Below are 26,302 nucleotides of genomic sequence, written 5' to 3' on the forward strand. Positions count from 1 at the left end.
ATCGCGCTCGCGGCGGCCGGCGAGCTGCGGCGGGCCGGGACGCCGGCGCGTGTGGTCGCCGTACTGCGGCAGCGGCGGGCGGTGGCCGACCAGTCGGGGCTCAACTCCCGGCAGCGGCTGGCGAATCTCGCGGGTGGGCTGGTGGTGGCGCCCGGTGGCGGTCGGCTGCTCTCGGGCGGACGGGTCGTGCTCGTCGACGACCTGATGACGACGGGCGCGTCCCTGACGGAGGCGGCGCGTGCGGTGCGGGCGGCGATGGCGGAGGAGGCAGCGTACGGGGAGAGGGCGACAACGGCGGTGTACGGGGCACCAACTCGGGAATGCAGAGGGGAACGGATGGCGGGAGTGACGGAGGAGGAGACCGGTCGGGCGGCCGTCCCCGCGGGACCGGCGGACGCCGACGGTGCCCGTGACGTGGTCTGTGCGGCCGTGGTCGCGGCTTCGCCGGATTCGTTCGAAATGAACCGGAACTGACTGCGAAGACGCATCGTTGCAGGTAATAAGAGGGCCAATTCACCTGAACGGAGGTACGCCGCGGTAGAGGGTGACGACATCCGTCCAGGCGAGATATGTTCGGTTGTGAGAGAAAGGCGCAGGCCAGCCCTCTCGTATCCGAATGCCGTGCTGCGGGATTTTCACATCACCCGCACCGGTGGAGTGGAGATCTCGTCCGCGGGGGAGGAGGTGGGAGTCACCGAGTCCGAGGTTCCGGGGCTCACCGGAGCCTGGTGCAAAAGGGAGATGCTCCGCAGCGAGGCGGAGCGATCCGGGAACGGAGTTCTGCGTGGACATCGTCGTCAAGGGCCGCAAGACCGAGGTGCCCGAGCGGTTCCGCAAGCACGTGGCCGAGAAGCTGAAGCTGGAGAAGATCCAGAAGCTCGATGGCAAGGTGATCAGCCTCGACGTCGAGGTGTCCAAGGAGCCCAACCCCCGACAGGCCGACCGCAGTGACCGAGTGGAGATCACGCTCCGCTCCCGCGGTCCGGTGATCCGGGCGGAGGCGGCAGCCAGCGACCCGTACGCGGCACTCGACCTGGCGGCGGAAAAGCTGGAAGCCCGGCTGCGCAGGCAGCACGACAAGCGCTTCTCACGCCGAGGCGCACGACGGCTCACGGCAGCCGAGGTCCCCGACCACGTTCCGGGCGCGGCGACGCTCAACGGCAACGGCCACGCCGTCCGGGAGGAAGAGCCGGACGCAGTGCCCACCAAGAAGATCGGCTCGCTGGAGGTCAAGGGGGAAGGTCCCCTCGTCGTTCGTGAGAAGACCCACGTCGCCTCCCCGATGACCCTCGACCAGGCCCTCTACGAGATGGAGCTGGTCGGGCACGACTTCTACCTGTTCATCGACTCCGAGACCAAGGAGCCGAGTGTTGTCTACCGGCGGCACGCCTATGACTACGGCGTCATCCACCTCAGCACGGACCCGATGGTCGCCCAGGCGCAACCCCCCGCGGCGGGTGGCACGCTGGGCGGCTGATCACCCGGCCGACGGCTGAGCCGGTGCCCCTGGTGCGCGTGTGCGCCCCCAGGGGCACCGGTGTGCGACCACTTCGCGCCCCGCCCGTCACCGCAGTGTCGTCCGGGCATGAAATCATGGCCGCACCGGCCCAACCGCTGGGCCGTTGCCTTGGGTTGGCGATGGCACAGAACCACAGGCCACAGCCTTCAGGGGGAGGAACGATGGCGGACAGCTTCGGACCGATGCAGGACGAGGACGCCGGGGACGGCCCGGCCGGCATGGGCCCGGACGCGGGCTCACCACGCAAGGAGCCGATCCGTGTCCTGGTCGTGGACGACCATGCCCTGTTCCGTCGTGGCCTGGAGATCGTGCTCGCGGCCGAGGAGGACATCCAGGTCATCGGGGAGGCGGGCGACGGCGCGGAGGCCGTGGACAAGGCCGCCGACCTGCTGCCGGACATCGTTCTGATGGACGTACGGATGCCCAAGCGGGGCGGGATCGAGGCGTGCACCTCCATCAAGGAGGTCGCCCCCAGCGCCAAGATCATCATGCTGACGATCAGCGATGAGGAGGCCGACCTCTACGACGCGATCAAGGCGGGCGCGACCGGTTATCTCCTGAAGGAGATCTCGACGGACGAGGTGGCCACCGCCATTCGCGCCGTGGCCGACGGGCAATCGCAGATCAGCCCTTCCATGGCGTCGAAACTGCTCACCGAGTTCAAATCGATGATCCAGCGGACCGACGAGCGCCGTCTTGTGCCGGCACCGCGGCTCACCGACCGTGAGCTGGAAGTGCTCAAACTCGTCGCCACCGGGATGAACAACCGGGACATCGCCAAGGAATTGTTCATCTCGGAGAACACCGTGAAGAACCACGTGCGCAACATCCTGGAGAAGCTGCAGCTGCACTCCAGGATGGAGGCCGTGGTCTACGCGATGCGGGAGAAGATCCTCGAGATCCGGTAGAGCCGGCAGATCCCACGAAGGCGTGAGGGTCAGGTGAGGGCGCGGGCGAGCTCCGTCATGAGGGGCTCGCGCAGATCCGGCGCGTCCACCCGTTCCACACGTACGTCCGTGCAGTCCACCCAGCTCGCCGCCTCGACCAGCGCCTGAGCCACCGCCGGGACCGCCTTGGGGCCGTCCAGGCTGACCTGCTTGGCGACCAGGGTGCGGCCCTCGCGAGCCGGGTCCACGCGGCCGACGAGGAGGCCGCCGGCCAGCACGGGCATCGCGAAGTAGCCGTACACCCGCTTCTGCCTGGGGACGTAGGCCTCCAGGCGGTGGGTGAAGCCGAAGATCCGCTCCGTGCGCGCGCGTTCCCAGATGAGGGAGTCGAAGGGGGACAGCAGCGTGGTGCGGTGGCGGCCGCGCGGGGGCGTCTCCAGGGCGGCCGGGTCGGCCCAGGCCGGCTTGCCCCAGCCCTCGACCGTGACCGGGACCAGGCCCGAGTCTGCGATCACCGCCTCGACCTGTTCGCCCTTGAGACGGTGGTAGTCGGCGATGTCCGCGCGGGTGCCGACGCCCAGGGACTGGCCGGCGAGGCGGACCAGGCGACGCAGGCACTCGGTGTCGTCCAGGTCGTCGTGCAGCAGCGCTTCCGGGACGGCGCGTTCGGCCAGGTCGTACACGCGCTTCCAGCCGCGGCGCTCGACGCACACCACCTCGCCGTACATGAGGGCGCGCTCGACGGCCACCTTCGAGCCCGACCAGTCCCACCACTCACTGGTCCTCTTCGCGCCGCCCAATTCCGTGGCGGTGAGGGGGCCCTCGGCGCGGAGCTGCTTGATGACCTGGTCGTAGGTGCCGTCGGGGAGTTCGTGGTTCCAGTGCGGGCGGTTGCGGTAGGCGCGGCGGCGGAAGGCGAAGTGGGGCCACTCCTCGATGGGGAGTACGCAGGCGGCGTGGGACCAGTATTCGAAGGCGTGAGTGTCCCTCCAGTACGCGCTCTCGATCGTCTTGCGGCCCACGGCTCCCAGGCGGGCGTACGGGATGAGTTCGTGGGAGCGGGCGAGGACCGAGATCGTGTCCAGTTGGACCGCGCCCAGGTGGCGAAGGAGGCCGCGGACGCCCGCTTTGCGGAGGGGGGCGCCGAGGAAACCCTGCGCGCGAAGGGCGATGCGGCGGGCCTCGTCTGCGGAGAGTTCGGCGAGGGGGCGCGAGGTCGTCATGGGTCCGCACGATAGGGGGTGGGTCTGACAACGGGCGCTGAGCTGGGGATTCGCTGCGGTGCGCGCTGCGGAGTTCAGGAGCGGGCCGGCAGATAGGGCGCCGTCGACGGCAGGCCCAGGTCCGAGGGCAGGAGCGAACCCATCCAGCAGTCCCGGCGTACGCCCTGGTGAATGAGCGCGGAGCGCAGGACGCCCTCGAGGGTGAAACCGGCGCGTTCCGCCACCGCGCGGGAGGGCTTGTTGCCGATTTCGGCGCGCCATTCCACTCGGTCCACCGACAGGTGGGTGAAGGCCCAGTGGGAGGTGGCGCGGGCGGCCTCGGTGATGTAGCCGTTGCCGCGGTGGTCCTTGGCGCACCAGAAGCCCACCTCGACCGTGCCCCGGGAGCGCAGGCCGAGGCTGAGCATGCCCGCCAGGGCCTGCCCTTCGGAGAGGATTTCGGAGAGGAAGATGCCCCAGGTGAGCGTCGAACCGTTCGCCCAGCCGTCGGGGACGAGTTGTTCCGTGAAGCTCCGGGCGTGTTCGAGGAGGTAGGGCGAGGGGATCGAGGTCCAGCGCTGGATGTCGGGGTCCTGGGCGGCCGCGTACACGGCGTCGGTGTCCTGCGGGCCGACCGTGCGCAGCAGCAGGCGGTCGGTGGTGAGCGTGACGGGGTCCATCGGCCGATTCTGCTCAGGGCTTCGGCGAAGGCGCCATCTTTTTGCTCTGCGTGAGCGGGTGATCACAATTCGCGCAATTCGTCGGAGCCACGCGGCACCATCCGCGGGCCCCGGACGTTGTCCCCATTGAAGAGATGTGAAGCAGTGGACGGTCGCCGTCCCGGCAGGCCTCCCGGCGTGGCGGGGTCCTCGCATACGATGGCCGTTGCTCAGTAAGCCAAATGGAAACCGACCGTCCCAGGCCCGACCGGCAAGGAGACCAACCCCCGTGTCCGTCCTCTCGAAGATCATGCGTGCAGGCGAAGGCAAGATCCTGCGCAAGCTGCACCGCATCGCGGACCAGGTCAACTCCATCGAAGAGGACTTCGTCGACCTCTCCGACGCCGAGCTGCGGGCCCTCACCGATGAGTACAAGCAGCGGTACGCAGACGGTGAGAGCCTGGACGACCTGCTTCCCGAGGCATTCGCCACGGTGCGAGAGGCCGCCAAGCGCGTCCTCGGCCAGCGGCACTACGACGTCCAGATGATGGGCGGTGCCGCCCTGCACCTCGGCTATGTGGCCGAGATGAAGACCGGTGAGGGCAAGACCCTCGTCGGCACCCTGCCCGCGTACCTGAACGCCCTCTCCGGAGACGGCGTCCACATCATCACGGTCAACGACTACCTGGCCGAGCGCGACTCCGAGATGATGGGCCGCATCCACAGGTTCCTGGGCCTGGAAGTCGGTTGCATCCTCGCCAACATGACGCCGGCCCAGCGCCGTGAGCAGTACGCGTGCGACATCACGTACGGCACGAACAACGAGTTCGGCTTCGACTACCTGCGCGACAACATGGCGTGGTCCAAGGACGAACTCGTCCAGCGCGGCCACAACTTCGCCATCGTCGACGAGGTCGACTCCATCCTCATCGACGAGGCCCGTACGCCGCTGATCATCTCCGGCCCGGCCGACCAGGCCACCAAGTGGTACGGCGACTTCGCCAAGCTGGTCACGCGCCTCAAGCGCGGCGAGGCGGGCAACCCCCTCAAGGGCCTCGAGGAGACCGGCGACTACGACGTCGACGAGAAGAAGCGCACGGTCGCCATCCACGAGGCCGGTGTCAGCAAGGTCGAGGACTGGCTGGGCATCGACAACCTCTACGAGTCGGTGAACACGCCGCTGGTGGGCTACCTGAACAACGCCATCAAGGCCAAGGAGCTCTTCAAGAAGGACAAGGACTACGTCGTCATCGACGGCGAAGTCATGATCGTCGACGAGCACACCGGCCGTATCCTCGCCGGCCGCCGCTACAACGAGGGCATGCACCAGGCGATCGAGGCGAAGGAAGGGGTGGACATCAAGGACGAGAACCAGACCCTCGCCACGATCACCCTGCAGAACTTCTTCCGCCTCTACGACAAGCTCTCCGGCATGACCGGTACGGCGTTGACCGAGGCCGCCGAGTTCCACCAGATCTACAAGCTGGGCGTGGTCCCGATCCCGACCAACCGGCCGATGGTCCGCAAGGACCAGTCGGACCTGATCTACCGCACCGAGGTCGCGAAGTTCGAGGCGGTCGTCGACGACATCGCCGAGAAGCACGAGAAGGGCCAGCCGATCCTCGTCGGTACGACGTCGGTCGAGAAGTCCGAGTACCTGTCGCAGCAGCTGAGCAAGCGCGGTATCCAGCACGAGGTGCTGAACGCCAAGCAGCACGACCGTGAGGCGACGATCGTCGCCCAGGCCGGCCGCAAGGGAGCCGTGACCGTCGCCACCAACATGGCCGGTCGTGGTACGGACATCAAGCTGGGCGGCAACCCCGACGACCTCGCCGAGGCGGAGCTGCGCCAGCGCGGCCTCGACCCCGAGGAGCACATCGAGGAGTGGGCCGCGGCGCTGCCCGCCGCCCTCGAGAGGGCCGAGAAGGCCGTGCAGGCCGAGTTCGAAGAGGTCAAGGACCTCGGTGGGCTCTACGTCCTCGGTACGGAGCGGCACGAGTCGCGGCGTATCGACAACCAGCTGCGCGGTCGTTCCGGCCGTCAGGGCGACCCCGGCGAGTCCCGCTTCTACCTCTCCCTCGGCGACGACCTGATGCGCCTGTTCAAGGCCCAGATGGTCGAGCGCGTGATGTCGATGGCGAACGTCCCGGACGACGTGCCGATCGAGAACAAGATGGTCACGCGCGCGATCGCGTCCGCCCAGTCGCAGGTCGAGCAGCAGAACTTCGAAACCCGTAAGAACGTCCTGAAGTACGACGAGGTCCTCAACCGCCAGCGCGAGGTCATCTACGGCGAGCGGCGCCGCGTCCTGGAGGGCGAGGACCTGCACGAGCAGGTCCAGCACTTCATGGACGACACGATCGACGCGTACGTCGGCGCGGAGACCGCCGAGGGCTTCCCGGAGGACTGGGACCTGGACCGGCTGTGGGGCGCGTTCAAGCAGCTCTACCCGGTGAAGGTCACCGTCGAGGAACTGGAGGAGGCGGCGGGCGACCGGGCCGGGCTGACCGCCGAGTTCATCTCCGACTCCATCAAGGACGACATCCACGAGCAGTACGAGGCGCGTGAGGCGCAGCTCGGCTCCGAGATCATGCGGGAGCTGGAGCGCCGGGTCGTGCTGTCGGTCCTGGACCGCAAGTGGCGCGAGCACCTCTACGAGATGGACTATCTCCAGGAGGGCATCGGCCTGCGCGCGATGGCGCAGAAGGACCCGCTGGTCGAGTACCAGCGCGAGGGCTTCGACATGTTCACCGCCATGATGGAGGGCATCAAGGAGGAGTCCGTCGGCTACCTGTTCAACCTGGAGGTCCAGGTCGAGCAGCAGGTCGAGGAGGTCCCGGTCGAGGACGCCAAGCCGTCGCTCGACAAGCAGGACGCGGTGCCGGCGCAGGCGGGCTCGCGTCCCGAGATCCGCGCCAAGGGACTCGACGTCCCGCAGCGGCGTGATCTGCACTTCTCCGCGCCCACAGTGGACGGTGAGGGCGGCGTCATCGAAGGCGAGTTCGCCGAGGACGAGCCCGTGCGTTCCGAGGCGGACGGCCTCACGCGCGCGGAGCGGCGCAAGCAGGCCCGGGGCGGGCGGCGCCGTAAGAAGTGACGGTGCCTGCGGCGTCGTAGCGGCTTGCAGGCCGAGTGGTTTGAAGGGCCGAGTGGTTTGAAGGGCCGGGTCACCCGAGGGTGCCCGGCCCTTCGGCGTTCCGCCGGGTCAGTCGTCGTACGGGTGGGGCGGGCGTGGGCCGCCCAGTTCCACCGCGGTGCAGCGCCAGCGCAGGTCCCGGCCCTGTTCCAGACGGAAGGCCATGGCGCGCAGTTGGTCGCCGGCGCCGATGCGGGCGAAGGCCTCGATGGCGCCGGGGCGGGGGAACTCGTAGCCGATGTCGCGGACGACAGGGAGGGTGCCGCGGGTGGTGCGCAGGGGGCTGCGTTCGGCGAGCCAGGCCAGTTCGTCGTAGGCGCGGCCCGCGGTGTGCCGGAGCATCCAGTGGACGGGGCGTTGGCCGCTCAGGACGGCGAGGAGGCGGTCGGCGAAGACGTCGGTGGGGCGGGGGCGGGGGAGCGGCCTGTGGGGGGTCTGGGCGGGGGCTGTGGGGATGGCTGGGGTCGCCGGGGTGGTAGCGGGGGCAGTGGCCCTGGCCGGCGTCATGGGCGTGGCTGGGGTCCTGGCTGTGGTCGTAGCGGGGGTCCTGGCTGTGGTGGTAGCTAGGGTCCTGGCTGTGGTCGTGGTCCTGGGCGTGTTGGAGGCGGTCGGTGGGCGGGTGTCGGTGGGCCTGGTGCGGGCGGACGTACCTCCGGCGCTAGGGGAGCCCGGTGGACGGCCGCCGGGGGTCGTGGTGCGGGTCGTGCCCCCGCCCGGCGTGCGGGGTGGTGTGCCGCCGGGGCGGCGGGAGTCGCGGCGGCTCGGTGGGCGGGTGCCGGAGTGGTGGTTGGCCCTGGTCATGACCTTGTGCATGGTGTCCCCGCTCGATCGGTCCGGGTGATACCGGACGGTAACTTCGTGGTTGGGGATCTTGTACGGGGTTGCGGGCCGCAGCGGCAAGGAGGGAAGGGGGTGGGTCGGGGTGGCCCGGGAGTTCACCTATCCGGGTGATCGGAGGAGGCGAAATCCTGTCGGGGCGGGGGCGTGCCGGGTGAATTCCGGGACGTGGGTGGACGCTTCCGGGGGTGTGGGCAGGGACTCGAAAGGGGACGCGGCGCACGTATCCTGAAGGCCCTCCGGGAGGTGCCGTAGGCCCCTTTCGAGAGGGACCAGAGCCAGCCTCCGACCACGAAAGCGGCCAGCCATGCGCGTCTACGTCCCCCTGACCCTTCCCGGTCTCGCCGAGGCGTACAAGACGGGAGAGCTGGGAAGCGGGCCGTTCGTCGCGTACGCCGTCACGCCCGCGTTGCGCGAGTGGTACCTCTCCGACGACATCGAGGAGCTGGAGTACGCGGCGCTCAACCGGGCCGCGCTGGCCTCACTGCGGTTGCTTGCGGCGGACCCCGGTGCGGCGCGGCGCCGGGTTGTGGTCGCCGTCGATGTGCCCGACGGGGCGGCGACCGCCGATCCCGACCGGGCGCTCGATCCTGCGGCGCTCGGTCAGGTGCGGGTCGAGGGGAGCGTGGCGCTGGCCAAGGCGGCATCCGTGCATGTCGACTCGGGCGACGCGGAGGTGGACGTGGCCGCGGCGGCTGAGGCCCTGGCGGCGGCTGACGGTGGGGACGACGACGCGCAGTTCGTCGTGGACGGGGCCGAGGATCACGAGCTGCTGTGGTTCGCGACGCAGGAGATCCCGAATCTGGTGGGGCTCGGGGGCTGAGCGTTCACCGTGCCTTCGGCGGATCATCGTTCCCTCAGTGGATCACGGTTCCCTCAGCGGTTCACGGTTCCTTCAGCGCTGCTTTGACCTGCGGGTCTCATGATTGTCAGCGGCGGCGGGTACGTTTTGGGGCATGGGGAAGCAGACAGGCGCGCACATTGTGTGGGACTGGAACGGGACGCTGTTCCACGACAATGACGCGATCATCGGGGCGACGAACGCGGCCTTCGCCGAGCTGGGGCTGGAGCCGATCACGATGGAGCAGTACCGGGCGCTGTACTGCGTGCCGGTGCCGAAGTTCTACGAGCGGTTGATGGGGCGGCTGCCGACGGAGGCCGAGTGGGAGATCATGGACGAGACCTTCCATCGGTACTACGCCGAGCACCGGGTGCGGTGCGGTCTTACGGAGGGTGTGGCGGAGCTGCTCGTGGAGTGGCGGTCCGCGGGGCGCAGCCAGTCTCTGCTCAGCATGTACGTCCATGAGGAACTCGTCCCGCTGGTGCGGGGATTCGGGATCGAGCCGCACTTCCTCCGTGTCGACGGGCGGGTCGGGCCGTCCGGGGGGAGCAAGGCCGAGCACATGGTGCGGCATCTTGGTGCGCTCGCGGGGGTGGATCCGGCTCGTACGGTGGTGATCGGGGACGCCGCTGATGATGCGGTGGCGGCGCTGCATGTGGGGGCGCGGGCTGTGCTGTACACCGGGGGGTCGCACGGCCGGGCGAGTCTGGAGGAGGTGGGGGTGCCTGTGGTGGATACGTTGGCGGAGGCGGTTGTGGAGGCGGAGCGGTTGGCGGCGTGAGTTCTTGTCACACCGCCGGGGCCTTTGCGCGCAGCACCGTGAGGAACTCGCGCATCCAGCGGGAGTGGTCCGGCCAGGCGCGGGCGGAGACCAGGGTGCCGTCGACCACCGTCTCGGCGTCCTGGAAGGTGGCGCCGGCGGCCTGCATGTCCGGTTCCAGGGCGGGATACGCCGTGACGCGGCGGCCGCGGAGGGTGTCGATCGCGGCGGTGAGGAGGGGGCCGTGGCAGATCTGGGCGACGGGTTTGTCGGCGTCGAAGAAGGACTTCAGGATCTTGCGGAGTTCGGGGTCGTTGCGGAGGTATTCGGGGGCGCGGCCGCCGGGGATGACCAGGGCGGCGTACTGGCCGGGGTCGACATCGGCGAAGGCCAGGTCTGCGGGCCAGGTGTAGCCGGGCTTTTCGGTGTAGGTGTCGAAGCCGGGTTCGAAGTCGTGGACGACGAAGCGGAGGGTTTTGCGGGTGGGGGCCGCGATGTGGACGTCGTAGCCCTCTTCGCGGAGGCGCTGGTAGGGGTACAGGACCTCCAGTGACTCTGCTGCGTCGCCGGTGACGATGAGGATTTTCGCGGTCATGGTGGGGGCTCCTCTCGGGCGGGCGTGGGCCGTTGTATGGGCAATGTGCGTCATGGGGGTGGGATCGCCAAGGGGGGCGGTCGGCCGGGGGTCGTGGGCTGGTGCCGGGTCGGGTTTTCTCGCCCCCGCCGCCCCTACCCGTCCCATCCCCAGGGGCTCCGCCCCTTCAACCCCGCCGGGGACTGCGTCCCCTGGACCCCTGGCGGGGCTCTGCCCCAGCACCCCCCTGGGGGCTACCGCCCCCAGACCCCCGCTTCGGCCTGAACGGCCTCGTCCTCAAACGCCGGACGGGCTGAGTACAGCTGGCCGGTGCTGAGAGGTGTGGCTGCTTGGGTGGGTGGGGGATCGGGGTGGGCGGCCTCGTTCTCAAACGCCGAACGGGCCCCCCGGACCCGGCTGGCCCGGCTGGGTGGTGTTCGTCCGTGTGTTCCGGGTCGGCTGGTGTGGCTGGGTGGCGTTCGCCCGCGTCCCCCGGTCGGATGGCGCCGCCCCCGCATGCCCAGCAGCACCCGTCCTTGTGCAGAGTGTCAAAGTTCCACCCCCAGTTTTGTACACATACGGCTCATGACGGGGGCCCTGTAAGGAGCGATAGCCTGGTGGCGTGATCAGCGCGATAGTTCGCGGGGGCCTTGTTGTCCCTGCCCTGCGCCCGGGGAGCACGGACTACATCCGTGACCGGGTGGCGGTCGCTGGTCTTCGCGGGTGGGATGGGGGCCTAGGGGCCCCTAGGACGCAGAGAGCAGCGTCACACCCCTCGGGCGTGTCGAGAATGGCTGATATCCCCCCGCTCATCTCACCTCGCGGCATAGCGTCGAAGCAGACCGGACACCCCGCGTCGCGGCGTTACGTCGGAGGGGAAGAGACCGTACTTCCTTCTACGTCACGCAACGGCGCGCGACAGGAGCCAGAGGACAATGCAGACCAAGCTGGACGAAGCCAAGGCCGAGCTGCTCGAGAGGGCCGCCCGGGTCGCTGAGAACAGCCCGGTCGGGGGGCATCTACCGACTGGGACGACGGGCGAGGGCGCCCCGGAGACCCCGGAAGCCCTGAGCGCCCCTGACCACGACTCCGTGCTCTCGTTCCTCCAGCGCTACTACCTGCACACCGCCCCGGAGGACCTCTCCGACCGCGACCCGGTCGACATCTTCGGAGCCGCGCTCTCGCACTACCGGCTGGCCGAGAACCGCCCGCAGGGCACGGCCAACGTGCGGGTCCACACGCCCACTGTGGAAGAGAACGGGTGGACGTGCAGCCACTCCGTGGTGGAAGTCGTCACCGACGACATGCCCTTCCTCGTCGACTCCGTGACGAACGAGCTCACGCGGCAGGGGCGGGGAATCCACGTCGTCATCCATCCGCAGATCGTCGTCCGGCGCGATGTCACCGGCAAGCTGGTCGAGCTGCTCACCACCCCGCCCACCGGCGAGCTGCCGCACGACGGCCACATCGAGTCCTGGATCCACGTCGAGATCGACCGCGAGACCGACCGCGGCGACCTGAAGCAGATCACCACCGACCTGCTGCGCGTCCTGTCCGACGTCCGTGAGGCCGTCGAGGACTGGGAGAAGATGCGGGACGCGGCGCTGCGCATGGCCGACGAACTGCCCAAGGAGCCCATCGCCTCCGACCTGCGTGAGATGGAGATCGAAGAGGCCCGCGAGCTGCTGCGCTGGCTGGCCGCAGATCACTTCACCTTCCTCGGGTATCGGGAGTACCAGCTCAGGGAGGACGACTCCCTGACGGCGGTGCCGGGCACCGGGCTGGGCATTCTGCGCTCCGACCCGCATCACTCCAGCGAGGAGAGCCACCCCGTCAGCCCGTCCTTCGAACGGCTGCCCGCCGACGCCCGCGCCAAGGCCCGCGAGCACAAGCTGCTCGTGTTGACCAAGGCCAACAGCCGGTCCACCGTGCACCGGCCGTCGTACCTGGACTACATCGGCGTCAAGAAGTTCGACGCGGACGGGAATGTCATCGGTGAGCGGCGCTTCCTAGGGCTGTTCTCGTCCGCCGCCTACACCGAGTCCGTGCGTCGCGTGCCCGTCATCCGGCGCAAGGTCGAGGACGTGCTGGAGCGCGCCGGGTTCTCCCCCAACAGCCACGACGGGCGGGATCTGCTGCAGATCCTCGAGACCTATCCGCGGGACGAGCTCTTCCAGACCCCGGTCGACGAGCTGCAGTCCATCGTCACGTCCGTTCTTTACCTGCAGGAGCGGCGGCGGCTGCGGCTCTACCTGCGGCAGGACGAGTACGGGCGGTACTACTCCGCTCTCGTGTATCTGCCCCGTGACCGGTACACCACCGGCGTACGGCTGCGGATCATCGACATCCTGAAGGAGGAACTCGGGGGCACCAGCGTCGACTTCACCGCCTGGAACACCGAGTCGATCCTCTCCCGGCTGCACTTCGTCGTCCGCGTCCCGCAGGGCACCGAGCTGCCCCAGCTCAGCGACAGCGACAAGGAGCGCATCGAGGCCCGGCTCGTCGAGGCCGCGCGGTCGTGGGCCGACGGGTTCGCGGAGGCGCTGAACGCCGAGTTCGGCGAGGAGCGGGCCGCGGAGCTGCTGCGCCGCTACGGCAACGCCTTCCCCGAGGGCTACAAGGCCGACCACTCCTCGCGCTCCGCGGTCGCCGACCTCGCGCACGTGGAACAGCTCACCGAGGAGAAGAACTTCGCGCTGAGCCTGTACGAGCCCGTGGGCGCGGCGCCCGAGGAGCGCCGGTTCAAGATCTACCGCAAGGGTGCCTCCATCTCCCTGTCGGCCGTACTGCCGGTCCTCAATCGCCTCGGCGTCGAGGTGATGGACGAGCGGCCGTACGAACTGCGCTGCTCGGACCGCAGCGTCGCCTGGATCTACGACTTCGGTCTGCGCATGCCCAAGCCGAAGGGCGGCAGCGGCGACTACCTCGGCGACGACGGGCGCGAGCGGTTCCAGGACGCCTTCTCCGCCACCTGGACCGGCCAGGCGGAGAACGACGGCTTCAACGCCCTGGTGCTGAGCGCGGGGTTGAGCTGGCGCCAGGCGATGGTGCTGCGGGCGTACGCGAAGTACCTGCGGCAGGCGGGCTCGACGTTCAGCCAGGACTACATGGAGGACACCCTCCGCAACAACGTCCACACCACCCGGCTGCTCGTATCGCTGTTCGAGGCGCGGATGTCGCCGGACCGGCAGCGCGCCGGCACCGAGCTGACCGACGCCCTGCTGGAGGAGCTCGACGCCGCCCTCGATCAGGTCGCCTCTCTCGACGAGGACCGGATTCTGCGGTCCTTCCTGACCGTCATCAAGGCGACCCTCCGGACGAACTTCTTCCAGGAGGCGGCGGGCGCCAGGCCGCACGAGTACGTCTCCATGAAGTTCGACCCGCAGATGATCCCGGACCTGCCGGCGCCGCGTCCGGCGTACGAGATCTGGGTGTACTCGCCGCGGGTGGAAGGCGTGCATCTGCGGTTCGGGAAGGTCGCGCGCGGTGGGCTGCGCTGGTCCGACCGGCGTGAGGACTTCCGGACCGAGATCCTCGGACTGGTCAAGGCGCAGATGGTGAAGAACACCGTCATCGTGCCGGTCGGCGCCAAGGGCGGCTTCGTCGCCAAGCAGCTGCCCGACCCGGCCGTCGACCGGGACGCCTGGCTGGCGGAGGGCATCCGCAGCTACAAGACCTTCATCTCCGCGCTGCTCGACATCACCGACAACATGGTCACCGGAGAGGTGGTCCCCCCGGCCGAGGTCGTCAGGCACGACGGGGACGACACCTACCTGGTCGTCGCCGCCGACAAGGGCACCGCGACCTTCTCGGACATCGCCAACGAGGTCGCCGAGACCTACAACTTCTGGCTCGGCGACGCCTTCGCCTCCGGCGGCAGCGCGGGCTACGACCACAAGGGCATGGGCATCACCGCCCGCGGCGCCTGGGAGTCCGTGAAGAGGCACTTCCGCGAGCTGGGCGTGAACACGCAGGCCGAGGACTTCACGGTCGTCGGCATCGGCGACATGTCCGGCGACGTGTTCGGCAACGGCATGCTGCTCAGCGAGCACATCCGCCTGGTCGCCGCCTTCGACCACCGGCACATCTTCATCGACCCGAAGCCCGACGCGGCCACCTCCTACGCCGAGCGCCGCCGCGTCTTCGAGCTGCCGCGCTCCAGCTGGGCCGACTACGACACCGAGCTCATCTCCACGGGCGGCGGAGTCTTCCCCCGTACCGCCAAGGCGATCCCGGTCAACGCGCACATCCGCCAGGCCCTCGGCATCGAGGGCAAGGTCGCCAAGATGACCCCGGCCGAGCTGATGAAGGCCATCCTCAAGGCGCCGGTGGACCTGCTGTGGAACGGCGGCATCGGTACGTACGTCAAGGCCTCGACGGAAACCCACGCGGACGTCGGCGACAAGGCCAACGACGCGATCCGCGTCGACGGCGCGGACCTGCGGGTCAAGGTCGTCGGCGAGGGCGGCAACCTGGGGCTGACCCAGCTCGGCCGGATCGAGTTCGCGCTGCACGGCGGCAAGATCAACACGGACGCCATCGACAACAGCGCCGGCGTGGACACCTCCGACCACGAGGTGAACATCAAGATTCTGCTCAACGGCCTGGTCGCGGACGGTGACATGACCGTCAAGCAGCGCAACAAGCTGCTCGCCGAGATGACCGACGAGGTCGGCCACCTGGTCCTGCGCAACAACTACGCGCAGAACGTGGCGATCGCCAACGCGCTCGCCCAGTCCAAGGACATGCTCCACGCCCAGCAGCGCTACATGCGCCACCTGGTCCGCGCGGGCCACCTCGACCGGGCCCTGGAGTTCCTGCCCACCGACCGCCAGATCCGCGAACGTCTCGGCGCCGCACAGGGCCTGACCGGCCCGGAGACGGCCGTCCTGCTGGCGTACACGAAGATCACGGTCGCCGAGGAGCTGCTGCACACCTCGCTGCCGGACGATCCCTACCTGCGCGGTCTGCTGCACGCGTACTTCCCGAGCGCCCTGCGCGAGCAGTTCGCCGAGCGGATCGACGCCCACCCGCTGCACCGCGAGATCACCACGACCGTCCTGGTCAACGACACGGTCAACACGGGCGGTACGACCTACCTGCACCGTCTGCGCGAGGAGACCGGCGCCTCGCTGGAGGAGATCGTCCGGGCGCAGACCGCGGCCCGCGCCATCTTCCGCTCCGGCGTCGTGTGGGACGGGGTCGAGGGGCTCGACAACCAGGTCGAGGCCGCCGTACTGACCCGGATCCGGCTGCACTCGCGCCGCCTGGTGGAACGCGGCACGCGCTGGCTGCTCAACAACCGGCCGCAGCCGCTCCAGCTCGCCGAGACCGTCGACTTCTTCGGCGAGCGGGTCGAGCAGGTGTGGGCGCAGCTGCCGAAGCTGCTCAAGGGCGCGGACCTGGAGTGGTACCAGAAGATCTACGACGAGCTGACCGGCGCCGGCGTCCCGGACGAGCTGGCCACCCGCGTGTCCGGGTTTTCCTCCGCCTTCCCGACGCTCGACATCGTCTCGGTCGCCGACCGCATGGGCCGGGAGCCGCTGGACGTCGCCGAGGTCTACTACGACCTTGCCGACCGCCTGCGCATCACCCAGCTGATGGACCGCATCATCGAGCTGCCCCGCGCCGACCGCTGGCAGTCCATGGCCCGCGCCTCCATCCGCGAGGACCTGTACGCGGCCCACTCGGCGCTCACGGCCGACGTCCTGGCGGTGGGCAACGGCACATCGACTCCCGAGCAGCGCTTCAAGGCGTGGGAGGAGAAGAACGCGCCGATCCTGGGGCGGGCGCGGACGACTCTGGACGAGATCAGGGGATCGGAGACGTTCGACCTGGCGATTCTGTCGGTGGCGATGCGGACGATGCGGACGCTGTTGCGGACTCATTCGTAGGCGGATGCGTTCGTAGACGAACTCATTCGTAGACGAACTCATTCGTAGGCTGACGCATTCGTAGGCTGACGGATCGGCTGTACGAGCATCAGGGCGCCCCGGGCCGGAATGGCTCGGGGCGCCCTTTCTTGGCGTGCCTTAGGCGGGTTTTGGGCGGGCTTTAGGGCGAATCGAGTGGAGGACTTACCGTTTCGGGCTAAGGCTTATGAGGTGACTGTGAACATCTCCGAGGAGCGAGTTGCCGCTCCCGTCGCTCGTGTCCGGCCGGTGAAGCGGGTCCTCCGTGAAGTGGTGAACTTCGGGATCGTCGGCGGAAGCGGCGTCGCGGTGAACTTCGTTGTCTTCAATGTGCTGCTGCACGGCCTCGGGTGGCGGGCCATGGTCGCGACCGTGCTGGCCAGCGTCGTCGCCATGGGCACCAATTACCTGGGCTTCCGCTATTTCGCCTATCGCGACCGGGCGGCACGTACGCGACGCCAGATCGGGTTGTTCTTCGGCTTCAGCGGGCTCGGTGTGGTCATGGAAAGCGGGCTGTTCTACGTCGGCTATCACGGACTCGGGCTGAGCGGGCCGCTGGAGTCGAACGCGGTGAAGGCCCTGTCGATCGTGCTCGCCTCCGCCTTCCGTTTCCTCGTGTACCGCACCTGGGTGTTCCGGCACGATGCGCGCCGCGGTTAGAACCTCGCCCCTGGTGGTCGCCGCGCTGGTGCTGTTTCTGCTGCTCCTGGTGATCGTGCGGCTGCCGTGGGCCGGTGACCTCGGGATGCACGCGGCGACGATCCAGCGGTTGCGGCACAGTCTGGTGCACCCCGGGAATCCGCTCGTGGACGCGGACACGCCGAGTCCGTACTACTCGCCGTGGATGCTGCTGCTCGGGTGCCTCGCACGGGTGACGGGGTTTTCGGTCTTCGTGGTGCTGCGGATCGCGGCCGTAGTGGGGCTGGGGCTGCTGGTGACGGGCGTGTGGCGGTACGTCCGCACGCTGAGCGCGCGCCGGGCTGCGCCGGCGTTGGCGTTGCTGTGTCTGCTGTTTCTGTGGGGGCCGGTGCTGTTCGCGTGGAGCGGGTTTCTGGGGCTCAACTCGTTGGCATTGACGGTGTCGTATCCGAGTGTGTTCGCGTTGGGGCTCGCGTTTCATTTCTGGGCGTGGCTGGCGGGGGCGCTGCGCGGGGCGGGCGGGTGGGGGACGTGGCTCGGGCTCGGGGTGCTGTGGGGGGTGATTCTGCTCTGCCATCAGTTCTCGGGGGTTGTGGCATCGCTGGGCGCGCTCGCCACGGTGGTCGCCGCGCGACCGGACAGGGCCGTGTGGGGGCGGCTCGGGGGTGGGCTGGTGGTGGGGGTGGTGGTGCTGTGGTTGTGGCCGTACTACGACTTCTTCGCGTTGTTCGGGGCCGGTGGGGGTCTGGAGTCGGTGCATCGGGGGCTGTACCGGGATCTGGGCGGGCGGTTCGGGCTGGTGCTGGTGGGGGCGGTGGCGCTGGTGGTGCGGTGGTGGCGGGATCGGTGGGACCCGTTGGTGTTGTTCTTTGGGCTGGGGGTGGTGGTGTTCGTGTGGGGCGGGGTCAGCGGGGACTACTCGTGGGGGCGGGTGCTGCCGGCCGCGTTGATTCCGGCGCAGATCGCTGCGGCGGTGGAGGTGGGGGCGGCTCGGCGGGGGGTTGTGCGGGTGGGGTGGGGGTGGGTGGTTGCCGGGGCGTTGGCCGTGGGGGCTTGGACGCAGGTGGGAACTGTGGGGTACGTGGTGGAACGGGGGCTGTTGCCGGAGGCGGTGGCGGCCAAGTACCGGGAGCCTTGGGTGGGGTACCACTGGATCACTCCGTGGGTGAAGTACGGGGATGTGGTGATGGCTCGTACCTTTCCGGCTCGGCAGATTCCGGCGTATGGGGCTTACACCGTGGCGCCTGGGTATCCCGACTTCTTTCTGGCGGATGAGGGGCGGCGGGGGGCTGCTGTGCGGCGGTACTTCGCGGTGGGGACGTCGGGGGGTGAGCGGCGGGAGATTGTGCGGGCGTATGGGGTGCGGTGGGTGGTGGATCGGGAGGCGGGGTTGCGGGGGGTTGGCGGGTTGCGGGCGGTGGCTGGGGGGCCGGGTGGGCAGGTGCTGTATGCGGTGGTGCGGTGAGGGGTTGGTCGCCCCCTCCGCCCCTTCCCGTCCCGTCCCTAGGGGCTGCCCCGCCCCCAGACCCCCGCTGTCGGCCCTGAACGGGCCTCGTCCTCAAACGCCGGACGGGCTGGATGATGCCGACCGGCGTTGAAGTGCCTCACCTCAGCGCGCTCCTCACCAGCCGCGCCGCTCTCCTCACCTTCGGTCGCGCCACCCGTCGTACCACCGGACGTACGACCCTCGCCGTCACCCCCACTGGTTCCCAGCGCACCTGGAGGCGGCCGGGGCCGCGGCCCTCCGGTTCCACCGTGACTCGGTGCGGGGTTGCGCCGGCGTGGTAGTCGACGTGGGTGGTGCGGGGCGGGAAGGTCAGGGGGGCCAGGAGGAGGGCCCTGTGGGTCAGGTTCTGATGGGTGAGGCGGAGCAGGGGGTGGCGTGTGCCGGCGAAGCCCTGGAGGGGGAGGCGGGCCGTGGTCAGGTCCAGGTGGACTTGGCCCTCGAAGACGCCCGGGTGGAGGGGGGAGAGGCGGAAGGGGATCGTGAGGCGATGGCGGCCGGGGGTCAGGAGGAGGCTTGCGCGTATCGGGCCTACGGGGAGGCGGAGGCCGGGGTCGTATGTGCGGATGGTGAGGTCGAGGGAGGCGGCGGGGCCGTGCGTGAGCTCCGTGATCTCGTGGCGGAACTGGGCGCTCGGGAAGGGGCGTGTGTCCAGGTCCAGGTCGGTGACCTCCAGTTCGCGGCGGGAGGTTTCCGAGGGGGGGATGTGGTCGCCCCAGTACGTTCTGCCGTGCTCGTCCGTCGTCACCTGCCTCGGTGCGACTGCGTGGCCCAGACCGCGGGCCGCCAGCTGGGCATCTCGCAGGCGGCGGTCGCGGACCAGTTGCAGGACCACGCGTTCGGTGCGCGGGAGGCGGGCGTACGCGGAGGGCGTCAGCGTCGCCAGGTAGGGGTTGACCAGGTCCGCGAAGGACGCCAGCCATGACTCGTCGCGGTACGGCAGGTCACCGGCGTACATGCGGAAGTCGTGCTTGAGGAACTTGTAGTCCTTGTCCTCGCGCAGCGACTCGTGTCCGGACGCGGCCAGGAAGTCGTCGATCAGGAGCTGCACATGGACGCGGTCGCGGACGTTGGTGAGCTTGTGGCGCTGGTTGGAGATCGACGCCGCCTGCGGTGCCGCTTGCGGGGCTACGTACCAGCGGTAGACCAGGTCGGGGATGACGGTGAACGACTTCGCCAGGCAGTACGCCTGGGCTGTGAACAACTGGTCCTCGTAGTGGATGCCCCCGGGGAAGCGCAGGCCATGGCGGTCCAGGAAGGCGCGGGCGTACATCTTGCTCGTCGCCAAGTGCTCGAAGAGGAGACGGGGGTCCATCTCGATGCCGTCGAGGGTGCGGCGCTCGGTCACCAGGTGCCGCATCCATGTCGAGCGGCGGCCGGTGTCCGCCATGATCCGCAGCACCGCGCCCATCGCGAAGTCGATCTCCTGCTCGCGGTGGGCGGCGAGCAGCAACTCGACCGCGTTCTCGGTCAGTTCGTCGTCGCTGTCCAGGAACATCAGGTACGGCGCCCGGGCGATCTCCAGCGCCCGGTTGCGCGGGGCGCTGCAGCCGCCGCTGTTCTCCGGCAGACGGAGGAGCCGGATACGGGGGTCCTGGGCCGCCAGCTCCCTTGCCACCTGCGGGGTTTCGTCCGTCGAGTGGTCGTCGCTGATGATGATCTCGATGGTGGGGTGGGTCTGGCGGCAAACCGAGGCGACCGCGCGGGGGAGGCGTTCGGCGTCGTTGTGGACGATGACCGTGACGGTGACGTCCGGGATCATGAGGCCTCCTCGGGGGTCGGCGCCGGCGTGCGCTCCTCGACCGGGATCACCGGCGGCAGCGACTCCTCGCTCTCGACGAGGAAGACACGGCGTACGACCCGTTCGGCGGCGCGTCCGTCGTCGTACTCGCAGAACCGGCGCCGGAAGGCGGCCCGGGTCTTCGCCGCGCTCTCGTCGCGCCAGGCGTCCGTGGTGAGGATGTCCGTCAGTTCCTCCTGCGTGCGCGACACCTGGCCCGGTGGCTCGGCCATCAGGTCGAAGTAGACGCCGCGTGTGGTGCGGTACGTCTCCCAGTCGTCGGCGTGGATGACGATCGGGCGGTCGAGGTTGGCGTAGTCGAACATGATCGACGAGTAGTCCGTGACCAGCGCGTCGGCGGCCAGGCAGAGTTCCTCCACGGGGTCGTAGGAGGAGACGTCGACGATCCGGCTGCTCCTGCCCGTGCGGCGCGGGCGCGTCAGGGGGGACGCCGAGCCGCCGTAGAAGTAGTGGCCGCGGACCAGCAGGACCGTTTCCTCGCCGAGGCGGTCGGCCAGGGCGGCGAGGTCGAGGCGGGGGGTCCAGCCGGCCTCGTAGTCGCGGTGGGTGGGGGCGTAGAGGATCGCGCGGTGGCCCGGGGGGATGCCCAGGCGGGCGCGGATCGTACGGATGTCGGCGGCCGTGGCCGTGTAGTAGACGTCGTTGCGCGGATAGCCGTGGTCGAGGGAGACGAAACGGGAGGGGTACGCCCGCTCCCACATGCGGGTCGTGTGGCTGTTCGCGGAGACGCTGTAGTCCCACTTGTCGATACGGGCCAGAAGCGCCGCGAAGTTCAGGCCCTTCGCGGCGGCCGGGAAGTCCATCTGGTCCAGGCCCATGTGCTTGAGGGGGGTGCCGTGGTGGGTCTGGAGGTGGATGGCGTCCGGGCGTTTGACCACGGCGTTCGGGAAGTTCACGTTGTTGACCAGGTACTTCGCGCTCGCCAGTGTCTCCCAGTAGCGGCGGGTGCCGGGCGTGACGTGGTCCGTGCCGGGCGGGAGGAGGGGGACGTTCCGAGGGGTCACCACCCATACCGGGTGGATCTGCGGGGCGAGTTCGGCCAGCTTGGCGGCGATCGCCGCCGGGTTGCAGACGACACCGCGGTACCAATAGGCCGCGAAGACAGCGAGGTCGGGGTTCACGGGGCGGCTCAGCGCCTTGCGGTACTGGTGGTCGCGGAGCTTGGCCACGGCGTAGCTCTTGCGGCCCCGGAGGGTCGACTTCACCGCGCGGCGCGCCCGGTTGGCGGTCTGGAAGGCGCGGTACTTGGTGTACGCGCCCTCTTCGAGGAGGGCGTGGCGTACGCCCTCGGGGCCGGCGGGGCGCCGGTGGTTCTCGGGGCGGTGGCGTACGGCCGCCTGTGACGCCCGGCGGAAGAACTCCCGCGCCACCGGATCCGGCAGGTCGGCGCGGGCGAAGGTGCGCAGGCAGTCGTGGACCATGACGCCGTAGAGGACGGCGTGGGGGGCGGGGCGGTCCTCGGTGCGGGCGAGGAGTCGTTCGTAGCGGTCGACGAGGGCGTAGTACTGGTGCGCGGTGCGGGGCGGGAGGCTCTCGGGGCGCAGGCGGCGGTCCTCGTACGCGACTTGGTTCAGGCAGGCGATCCGGTCCGCGAGGAGGAGGGCGGTGTACGCCGTGAACTGCTCGTCCTCTGCGGTGAGTTGGTCCTCGTACGTCCGCCAGAAGTCCGTGCGCATCGCGCGGTTGCCCAGCATTGGGGTCAGGCGGAGGAGTCTAGCGGCGTCGTCGAGGGGGAGGTCGGTACGGCCCGCGCTGGCGAGGAGGCGGCCGTCCCAGCTGGGCAGCGCGGGCGTGTGCCAGGCGCTGTGGACGTGGTCGAAGAGGAGGACGTCCACCTCGTCCGGCAGCTCCGCGGCACGCTCGGCGACCATGCGCGGGGCGCCCGGGGGCAGGCCGTCCTTGGCGTGCACGAAGTGCAGCCAGCGGCCGGACGCCCGCGCGGCGCCCGCCGCCCGGGCCGCTGCGTCGTCCGTCCCGTCCGGCAGAGGCAGCACCAGCGTCTCGGGAGTCGCGTGCGCCTGGGCCGTGTCCCGGGCCCAGTCGCCGACCGCGGCCACGATCACCTCGACGCCCGGAAGCGGCACGGCGGCCAGGGAGTCGAGGAGTCCGGCCAGGTGTCCCTGCGTGTTCGGCCCGTGGACTATGACGCTGAGCTCGGGCATCGCAGGGACTCCTTCACTTCGGCTTCGCTCCCGGTGCACCCTCTTCGGTCATATTGGCATCAATGTGAGGAAAGGGGTGGCTGTGGTTGCGCCTCGCGAGGGAATCGCGGATGCGAGAAGGCTTCGTGATGGCCTCGTGAGGGGCTCAGGAAGGGCTCAGGAAGGGCTCATGGGGGCCTAGGAAGGAAGCGGCACCTTGGGGTTCGGCTTGGGCTTGGGCGTGGCCTTCGCGGCCTTGTCCGGGCCGCCCGTGAACGCCTCGTACGCCTCCAGTACCTCCTCCGTCGGCCCGTCCATGCGCAGCTCGCCGCGCTCCAGCCACAGCACCCGGTCGCAGGTGTCGCGGATCGACTTGTTGCTGTGGCTGACCAGGAAGACCGTGCCCGCGTGCTTGCGCAGCTCGCGGATGCGGGCCTCGGAACGCTTCTGGAAGGAACGGTCGCCCGTCGCCAGCGCCTCGTCGATGAGGAGGACGTCGTGGTCCTTGGCGGCGGCGATCGAGAAGCGCAGACGGGCGGCCATGCCGGAGGAGTACGTCCGCATCGGGAGGGTGATGAAGTCGCCCTTCTCGTTGATGCCGGAGAAGTCGACGATCTCCTGGTAGCGCTCCTTGACCTGCTCGCGTGACATGCCCATGGCGAGGCCGCCGAGGTGGACGTTGCGCTCGCCGGTGAGGTCGTTCATCAGGGCCGCGTTGACGCCGAGGAGGGAGGGCTGGCCGTCGGTGTAGATGCGGCCGTTCTCCACCGGGAGCAGGCCCGCGACCGCCTTGAGCAGGGTCGACTTGCCGGAGCCGTTGGTGCCGATCAGGCCGATCGCCTCGCCCTTGTACGCGACGAACGACACGTTCTTGACGGCGTGCACCTTGCGTACGCCCGCCGCCTGCTCGGTCTTCTTGCGGCGCAGCATGCGGTTGAGAGCGGCGGTCGCGGAGCCGCGTCCGGCGCCGGTGCCGTTGACCCGGTAGACGATGTCGACGCCGTCGGCGATGACGGTGGGGATCTTGTCGCCGTCGTAGATGTTCTCGGTGATGTTCTCGGTGTTGTCAGCCACGGCCGTACGTCTCCTCAGCCTTCCAGAAGTAGATGAAGCCGCCGACTCCGGCGAGCAGGGCCCAGCCGGCCGCGATCAGCCACACGTGGTTCGGCAGCTGGCCGGCGTGGAAGCTGTCGATCAGGGCGAAGCGCATCAGGTCGATGTAGACGGCGGCCGGGTTGGCCTGGAGGGCGGGCGCGACCCAGGACGGCAGGTCGTTGTGCTTGCTGAGCAGGTGGTCGATGCTCCACATCACGCCCGAGACGTACATCCACGTGCGCAGGATGAACGGCATCAGCTGTGCGATGTCCGGCGTCTTCGCGCCCAGCCGGGCCATGATCATTGAGACGCCGGCGTTGAAGGTGAACTGCAGCACCAGGGCCGGAATCGCCAGCACCCAGGACGCGGAGACCGGCACGCCGAAGCAGAGCAGGATCACCACCAGGGCGCCCATCGAGAACAGCAGCTGCTGGAGCTGTTGCAGACAGAAGGAGATCGGCAGTGCGGCCCGCGGGAAGTGCAGGGCCCTCACGAGACCGAGGTTGCCGGAGATGGCGCGGGTGCCCGCCAGGATCGAGCTCTGTGTGAACGTCCAGATGAACACGCCTGTCACCAGGAACGGGATGTAGTCCGGCACGCCCTTCTTGGTGCCCAGCAGCACACCGAAGATGAAGAAGTACACCGCCGCGTTCAGCAGGGGGTTCATCACCTGCCAGACCTGGCCCAGCTTCGCCTGGCTGTACTGCGCGGTCAGCTTGGCGGTCGAGAACGCCGCGATGAAGTGGCGCCGCGCCCACAGCTGGCGGACGTACTCGGGCAGGGAGGGGCGGGCACCGCTGACGGAGAGGCCGTGGCGGGCGGCGAGGGCCGCGAGGTCGTCGTCGGCGGAGGGTGGGGTCGCCGTCGTCGGGGGCGGTGTGGTTAGGACCTGGCTCACATCCGCTGCTTTCGCTCGGGGGGTGGGGTGGTGCGTGGTGCTCGTGCGGCCGTTGTGTTGGTCGCCCGGCGTTTCCTTACGTTTCGCTTCACGTTTTCTTACGTCGGGACGGGACCGTATCGTCGCAACGTGAGCGTAGGCCGAGTTGACGTCGGAACGCAACCGTTTCGTCGCGACGGATTGCGTCGGGACGGCACTGTTTCGTCGTGACGGATGCGCCGCGACGAAGCGGGCTCGTCGTAACGGGCGCGCCGCGACGAAGCGGGCTCGTCGTGACGGACGCGCCGCGACGACGCCGGCTCGTCGTAACGCTTTGCGTCGGGACGGGACCGTTTCGTCGCAACGCCCTATGCTGGTCCGCATGACGACCAACGCCGACGAGCCGCAGACGCGTCCGCGCCGCCGGGCCCCCGCCGGAGCCGCCGTGCTCCGGGAGGATGTGACGGAGGCCATCCGAGCGGCCGTCTTCGAGGAGCTCGCGGCCGTCGGCTATGCGCGGATGTCCATCGAGGGCATCGCGCGCCGCGCGGGTGTCGGCAAGACCGCGGTGTACCGCCGCTGGCGGTCCAAGCTGCACCTCGTCCTCGACGTCGTCTCGGCGATCGCGGTGCAGGGCCTGCCCGCCCCGGACACCGGATCCCTGGAGGGCGACCTCCGGCTGCTGTACGAGGTGACGTCCCGCGCCCTGCGCCACCCCGTGGCCTCGCAGATCATCCCCGACCTCCAGGCCGAGGCGGCCCGCAACCCGGAGATCGCCGAGGCCGTGCAGAAGGCCCTGCGGCAAGGCCAGGAGGGCGTCGCCAGCAAGATCGTGGTGGCGGCGGAGCAGCGCGGCGAGATCCGCATGGGCTTCGACGACGAACTGGCCTTGGACCTGATCTCGGGCCCCCTGTACTGGCGCTCGGTGGTGATCCGCAGCCCGAAGCTGCCCAAGGGGTACCTGGCGGCGTTGGCGCGGGCGACCGCGGAGGCGCTCAAGGCGTTGTGAGCCACCAAGCGTTGAGCCACTGGGCAACGGGTGCCATAGCCGCTCAGCCGCTCAGCCGCTCAGCCGCCGGGCACGCTCGGCCAGGGAGCCACGGCACTCCTGCCTCACGATCTTGTCCCCCTGGGCCCTGTCGTCAAGCTCCGCCTGCCGCGCGACCCTCAGGGGCCCCACCCGTGCGGCGGTGGCTGAATCGCACTCCCTCCTCTGCTCCTCTCCGCCCCCCTTTCGCGGCATTGGCGTCACGTTTCGGCCGGGCACACATTCCAATGGCCGGGTTTTGAGGGGCGCCGACGCCCGTCACGTGCGCTCTCGGCCACAACGCGTACGAGTCAGGGGAGGCACATCATGGTGCGGGCTTTGATGAACCGGCAGAAGCACGCGAGCCTGGGAAGACGGGTCGGCGTGGGCGTGGCAGCGCTGGTGGGCGGACTGCTCCCGCCGATGGTGTGCGCTGACAGCGCGGCTGCGCAGCCGAACCAACAGGAGATCTTCATGGATCCTGGCGTGCACACCTTCACGATTCCCGGCAGCCCCACTGACCTGAAGATCCTGACCATCAGGGTATGGGGCGCCGGGGCCGGCGGGGGCGGCGGAGCCGGTGGCGGCGGTGGTGGTGGCGGCGGGGGCGGCGGCAACGCCCTTCTCGCCCGGGGCGGGGGAGGCGGTGGCGGCGGCGGTGGTGGTGGCGGCGGAGCCGGTGGTGGTGGCGGCGGCTCCGGCAGCTTCGTGGAGTGCACCGAGGCGCTTGCCGGCGGCGTGACCTTGACGATCGTGGTGGGAGCGGGGGGAAGCACCGGCGGCGCGGGGACCGGCGGAAATGGCGGCGCCGGTGGCAGCGGCGGCGGTCCCTTCGGCGGCGGTCCCGGCAGCGCAGGCAGCTCCGGCTCCCTCGGTGGAGCCGGTCAGGAC

The 26,302-nt window shown here is 69.5% G+C and carries 19 protein-coding genes; 11 read left to right on the forward strand and 8 right to left on the reverse strand.

The genetic code is table 11. The annotated features are described in order from the left end of the window. The 3 genes from CLM62_RS31990 to CLM62_RS32000 form a co-directional block, all read left to right on the forward strand. A partial coding sequence (locus CLM62_RS31990; RefSeq protein ID WP_257004214.1) for a ComF family protein occupies positions 1–474 on the forward strand: 474 nt, incomplete at its 5' end. A 310-nt stretch (positions 475–784) separates the two neighbouring features. Further along, positions 785–1,477, forward strand: coding sequence for a ribosome hibernation-promoting factor, HPF/YfiA family (gene hpf / locus CLM62_RS31995; RefSeq protein ID WP_095753384.1), 693 nt, complete (start codon positions 785–787; stop codon positions 1,475–1,477). Positions 1,478–1,680: 203 nt separating this feature from the next. Next, entirely contained in the window at positions 1,681–2,427 is a 747-nt protein-coding gene (locus tag CLM62_RS32000; protein WP_095753385.1) for a response regulator transcription factor, read from the forward strand. 29 nt (positions 2,428–2,456) lie between these two features. Here CLM62_RS32000 and CLM62_RS32005 read toward each other — a convergent pair whose 3' ends face one another. Then, complete coding sequence (locus CLM62_RS32005; protein ID WP_095753386.1) at positions 2,457–3,629, reverse strand: winged helix-turn-helix domain-containing protein; 1,173 nt, start codon at positions 3,627–3,629, stop codon at positions 2,457–2,459. Positions 3,630–3,703: 74 nt separating this feature from the next. Further along, positions 3,704–4,288 (reverse strand): GNAT family N-acetyltransferase, encoded by a 585-nt coding sequence (locus CLM62_RS32010; RefSeq protein ID WP_095753387.1) that lies wholly within the window; start codon positions 4,286–4,288, stop codon positions 3,704–3,706. A 268-nt stretch (positions 4,289–4,556) separates the two neighbouring features. Between CLM62_RS32010 and secA the strand changes: the two genes are divergently transcribed. Continuing rightward, a complete protein-coding gene (secA, locus tag CLM62_RS32015) occupies positions 4,557–7,364 on the forward strand; it encodes a preprotein translocase subunit SecA (RefSeq protein WP_095753388.1) in 2,808 nt (935 codons plus the stop codon). Between the two features lie 108 nt (positions 7,365–7,472). On the opposite strand, the gene CLM62_RS52105 is transcribed toward secA, so the two are convergent. After that, a complete protein-coding gene (locus CLM62_RS52105; protein WP_095753389.1) occupies positions 7,473–8,216 on the reverse strand; it encodes an Rv3235 family protein in 744 nt (247 codons plus the stop codon). Positions 8,217–8,547: 331 nt separating this feature from the next. Here CLM62_RS52105 and CLM62_RS32030 point away from each other — a divergent pair, with 331 nt between their 5' ends. Next, positions 8,548–9,063: a hypothetical protein gene (locus tag CLM62_RS32030; RefSeq protein WP_095753390.1), complete on the forward strand. Its 516-nt coding sequence runs from the start codon at positions 8,548–8,550 to the stop codon at positions 9,061–9,063. A gap of 133 nt (positions 9,064–9,196) precedes the next feature. Next, positions 9,197–9,862 (forward strand): HAD family hydrolase, encoded by a 666-nt coding sequence (locus CLM62_RS32035; RefSeq protein WP_095753391.1) that lies wholly within the window; start codon positions 9,197–9,199, stop codon positions 9,860–9,862. Positions 9,863–9,869: 7 nt separating this feature from the next. On the opposite strand, the gene CLM62_RS32040 is transcribed toward CLM62_RS32035, so the two are convergent. Further along, positions 9,870–10,436: a DJ-1/PfpI family protein gene (locus CLM62_RS32040; protein ID WP_095753392.1), complete on the reverse strand. Its 567-nt coding sequence runs from the start codon at positions 10,434–10,436 to the stop codon at positions 9,870–9,872. Positions 10,437–11,350: 914 nt separating this feature from the next. Here CLM62_RS32040 and CLM62_RS32045 point away from each other — a divergent pair. From CLM62_RS32045 to CLM62_RS32055, 3 genes are all read left to right on the forward strand, one after another. Next, complete coding sequence (locus CLM62_RS32045; protein ID WP_095753393.1) at positions 11,351–16,309, forward strand: NAD-glutamate dehydrogenase; 4,959 nt, start codon at positions 11,351–11,353, stop codon at positions 16,307–16,309. 216 nt (positions 16,310–16,525) lie between these two features. After that, the gene (locus CLM62_RS32050) at positions 16,526–16,987 is read left to right on the forward strand and encodes a GtrA family protein (protein WP_257004215.1); all 462 of its coding nucleotides are present in this window, start codon (positions 16,526–16,528) and stop codon (positions 16,985–16,987) included. Then, positions 16,971–18,431 (forward strand): hypothetical protein, encoded by a 1,461-nt coding sequence (locus tag CLM62_RS32055; RefSeq protein ID WP_095753395.1) that lies wholly within the window; start codon positions 16,971–16,973, stop codon positions 18,429–18,431. The genes CLM62_RS32050 and CLM62_RS32055 overlap by 17 nt, the downstream gene beginning before the upstream one ends. A 139-nt stretch (positions 18,432–18,570) precedes the next feature. On the opposite strand, the gene CLM62_RS32060 is transcribed toward CLM62_RS32055, so the two are convergent. The 4 genes from CLM62_RS32060 to CLM62_RS32075 all read right to left on the reverse strand — a co-directional run bounded on the left by CLM62_RS32060 (position 18,571) and on the right by CLM62_RS32075 (position 24,405). Then, positions 18,571–20,232, reverse strand: coding sequence for a glycosyltransferase family 2 protein (locus tag CLM62_RS32060; RefSeq protein WP_095753396.1), 1,662 nt, complete (start codon positions 20,230–20,232; stop codon positions 18,571–18,573). Continuing rightward, entirely contained in the window at positions 20,229–22,433 is a 2,205-nt protein-coding gene (locus tag CLM62_RS32065) for a CDP-glycerol glycerophosphotransferase family protein (protein ID WP_095753397.1), read from the reverse strand. The genes CLM62_RS32060 and CLM62_RS32065 overlap by 4 nt, the downstream gene beginning before the upstream one ends. 177 nt (positions 22,434–22,610) lie before the next feature. Beyond that, entirely contained in the window at positions 22,611–23,486 is an 876-nt protein-coding gene (locus tag CLM62_RS32070; protein ID WP_179382310.1) for an ABC transporter ATP-binding protein, read from the reverse strand. Then, positions 23,479–24,405 (reverse strand): ABC transporter permease, encoded by a 927-nt coding sequence (locus CLM62_RS32075; RefSeq protein ID WP_095753398.1) that lies wholly within the window; start codon positions 24,403–24,405, stop codon positions 23,479–23,481. The genes CLM62_RS32070 and CLM62_RS32075 overlap by 8 nt, the downstream gene beginning before the upstream one ends. Before the next feature lie 361 nt (positions 24,406–24,766). On the opposite strand from CLM62_RS32075, the gene CLM62_RS32080 reads away from it, so the two are divergent. Together CLM62_RS32080 and CLM62_RS50315 are read left to right on the forward strand one after the other, a co-directional pair. Beyond that, positions 24,767–25,393 carry a TetR/AcrR family transcriptional regulator gene (locus CLM62_RS32080; protein WP_095753401.1) on the forward strand — a complete coding sequence of 209 codons (627 nt, stop codon included), beginning with the start codon at positions 24,767–24,769 and terminating at the stop codon, positions 25,391–25,393. A 360-nt stretch (positions 25,394–25,753) separates the two neighbouring features. Further along, positions 25,754–26,302, forward strand: a 549-nt coding sequence (locus tag CLM62_RS50315; protein ID WP_218835643.1) for a hypothetical protein, incomplete at its 3' end; no start/stop codon positions are given.

The organism is Streptomyces sp. SA15 (genome assembly GCF_002291145.1).
Taxonomy (GTDB): Bacteria; Actinomycetota; Actinomycetes; order Streptomycetales; family Streptomycetaceae; genus Streptomyces.

Coding starts and splice junctions, on each gene's coding strand:
- CLM62_RS32000 (WP_095753385.1), top strand. CDS start 1,681: ATGGCGGACAGCTTCGGACCGATGCAGGACGAGGACGCCGGGGACGGC.
- CLM62_RS32005 (WP_095753386.1), bottom strand. CDS start 3,629: ATGACGACCTCGCGCCCCCTCGCCGAACTCTCCGCAGACGAGGCCCGC.
- CLM62_RS32010 (WP_095753387.1), bottom strand. CDS start 4,288: ATGGACCCCGTCACGCTCACCACCGACCGCCTGCTGCTGCGCACGGTC.
- CLM62_RS52105 (WP_095753389.1), bottom strand. CDS start 8,216: ATGCACAAGGTCATGACCAGGGCCAACCACCACTCCGGCACCCGCCCA.
- CLM62_RS32030 (WP_095753390.1), top strand. CDS start 8,548: ATGCGCGTCTACGTCCCCCTGACCCTTCCCGGTCTCGCCGAGGCGTAC.
- CLM62_RS32035 (WP_095753391.1), top strand. CDS start 9,197: ATGGGGAAGCAGACAGGCGCGCACATTGTGTGGGACTGGAACGGGACG.
- CLM62_RS32040 (WP_095753392.1), bottom strand. CDS start 10,436: ATGACCGCGAAAATCCTCATCGTCACCGGCGACGCAGCAGAGTCACTG.
- CLM62_RS32045 (WP_095753393.1), top strand. CDS start 11,351: ATGCAGACCAAGCTGGACGAAGCCAAGGCCGAGCTGCTCGAGAGGGCC.
- CLM62_RS32055 (WP_095753395.1), top strand. CDS start 16,971: ATGCGCGCCGCGGTTAGAACCTCGCCCCTGGTGGTCGCCGCGCTGGTG.
- CLM62_RS32060 (WP_095753396.1), bottom strand. CDS start 20,232: ATGATCCCGGACGTCACCGTCACGGTCATCGTCCACAACGACGCCGAA.
- CLM62_RS32065 (WP_095753397.1), bottom strand. CDS start 22,433: ATGCCCGAGCTCAGCGTCATAGTCCACGGGCCGAACACGCAGGGACAC.
- CLM62_RS32080 (WP_095753401.1), top strand. CDS start 24,767: ATGACGACCAACGCCGACGAGCCGCAGACGCGTCCGCGCCGCCGGGCC.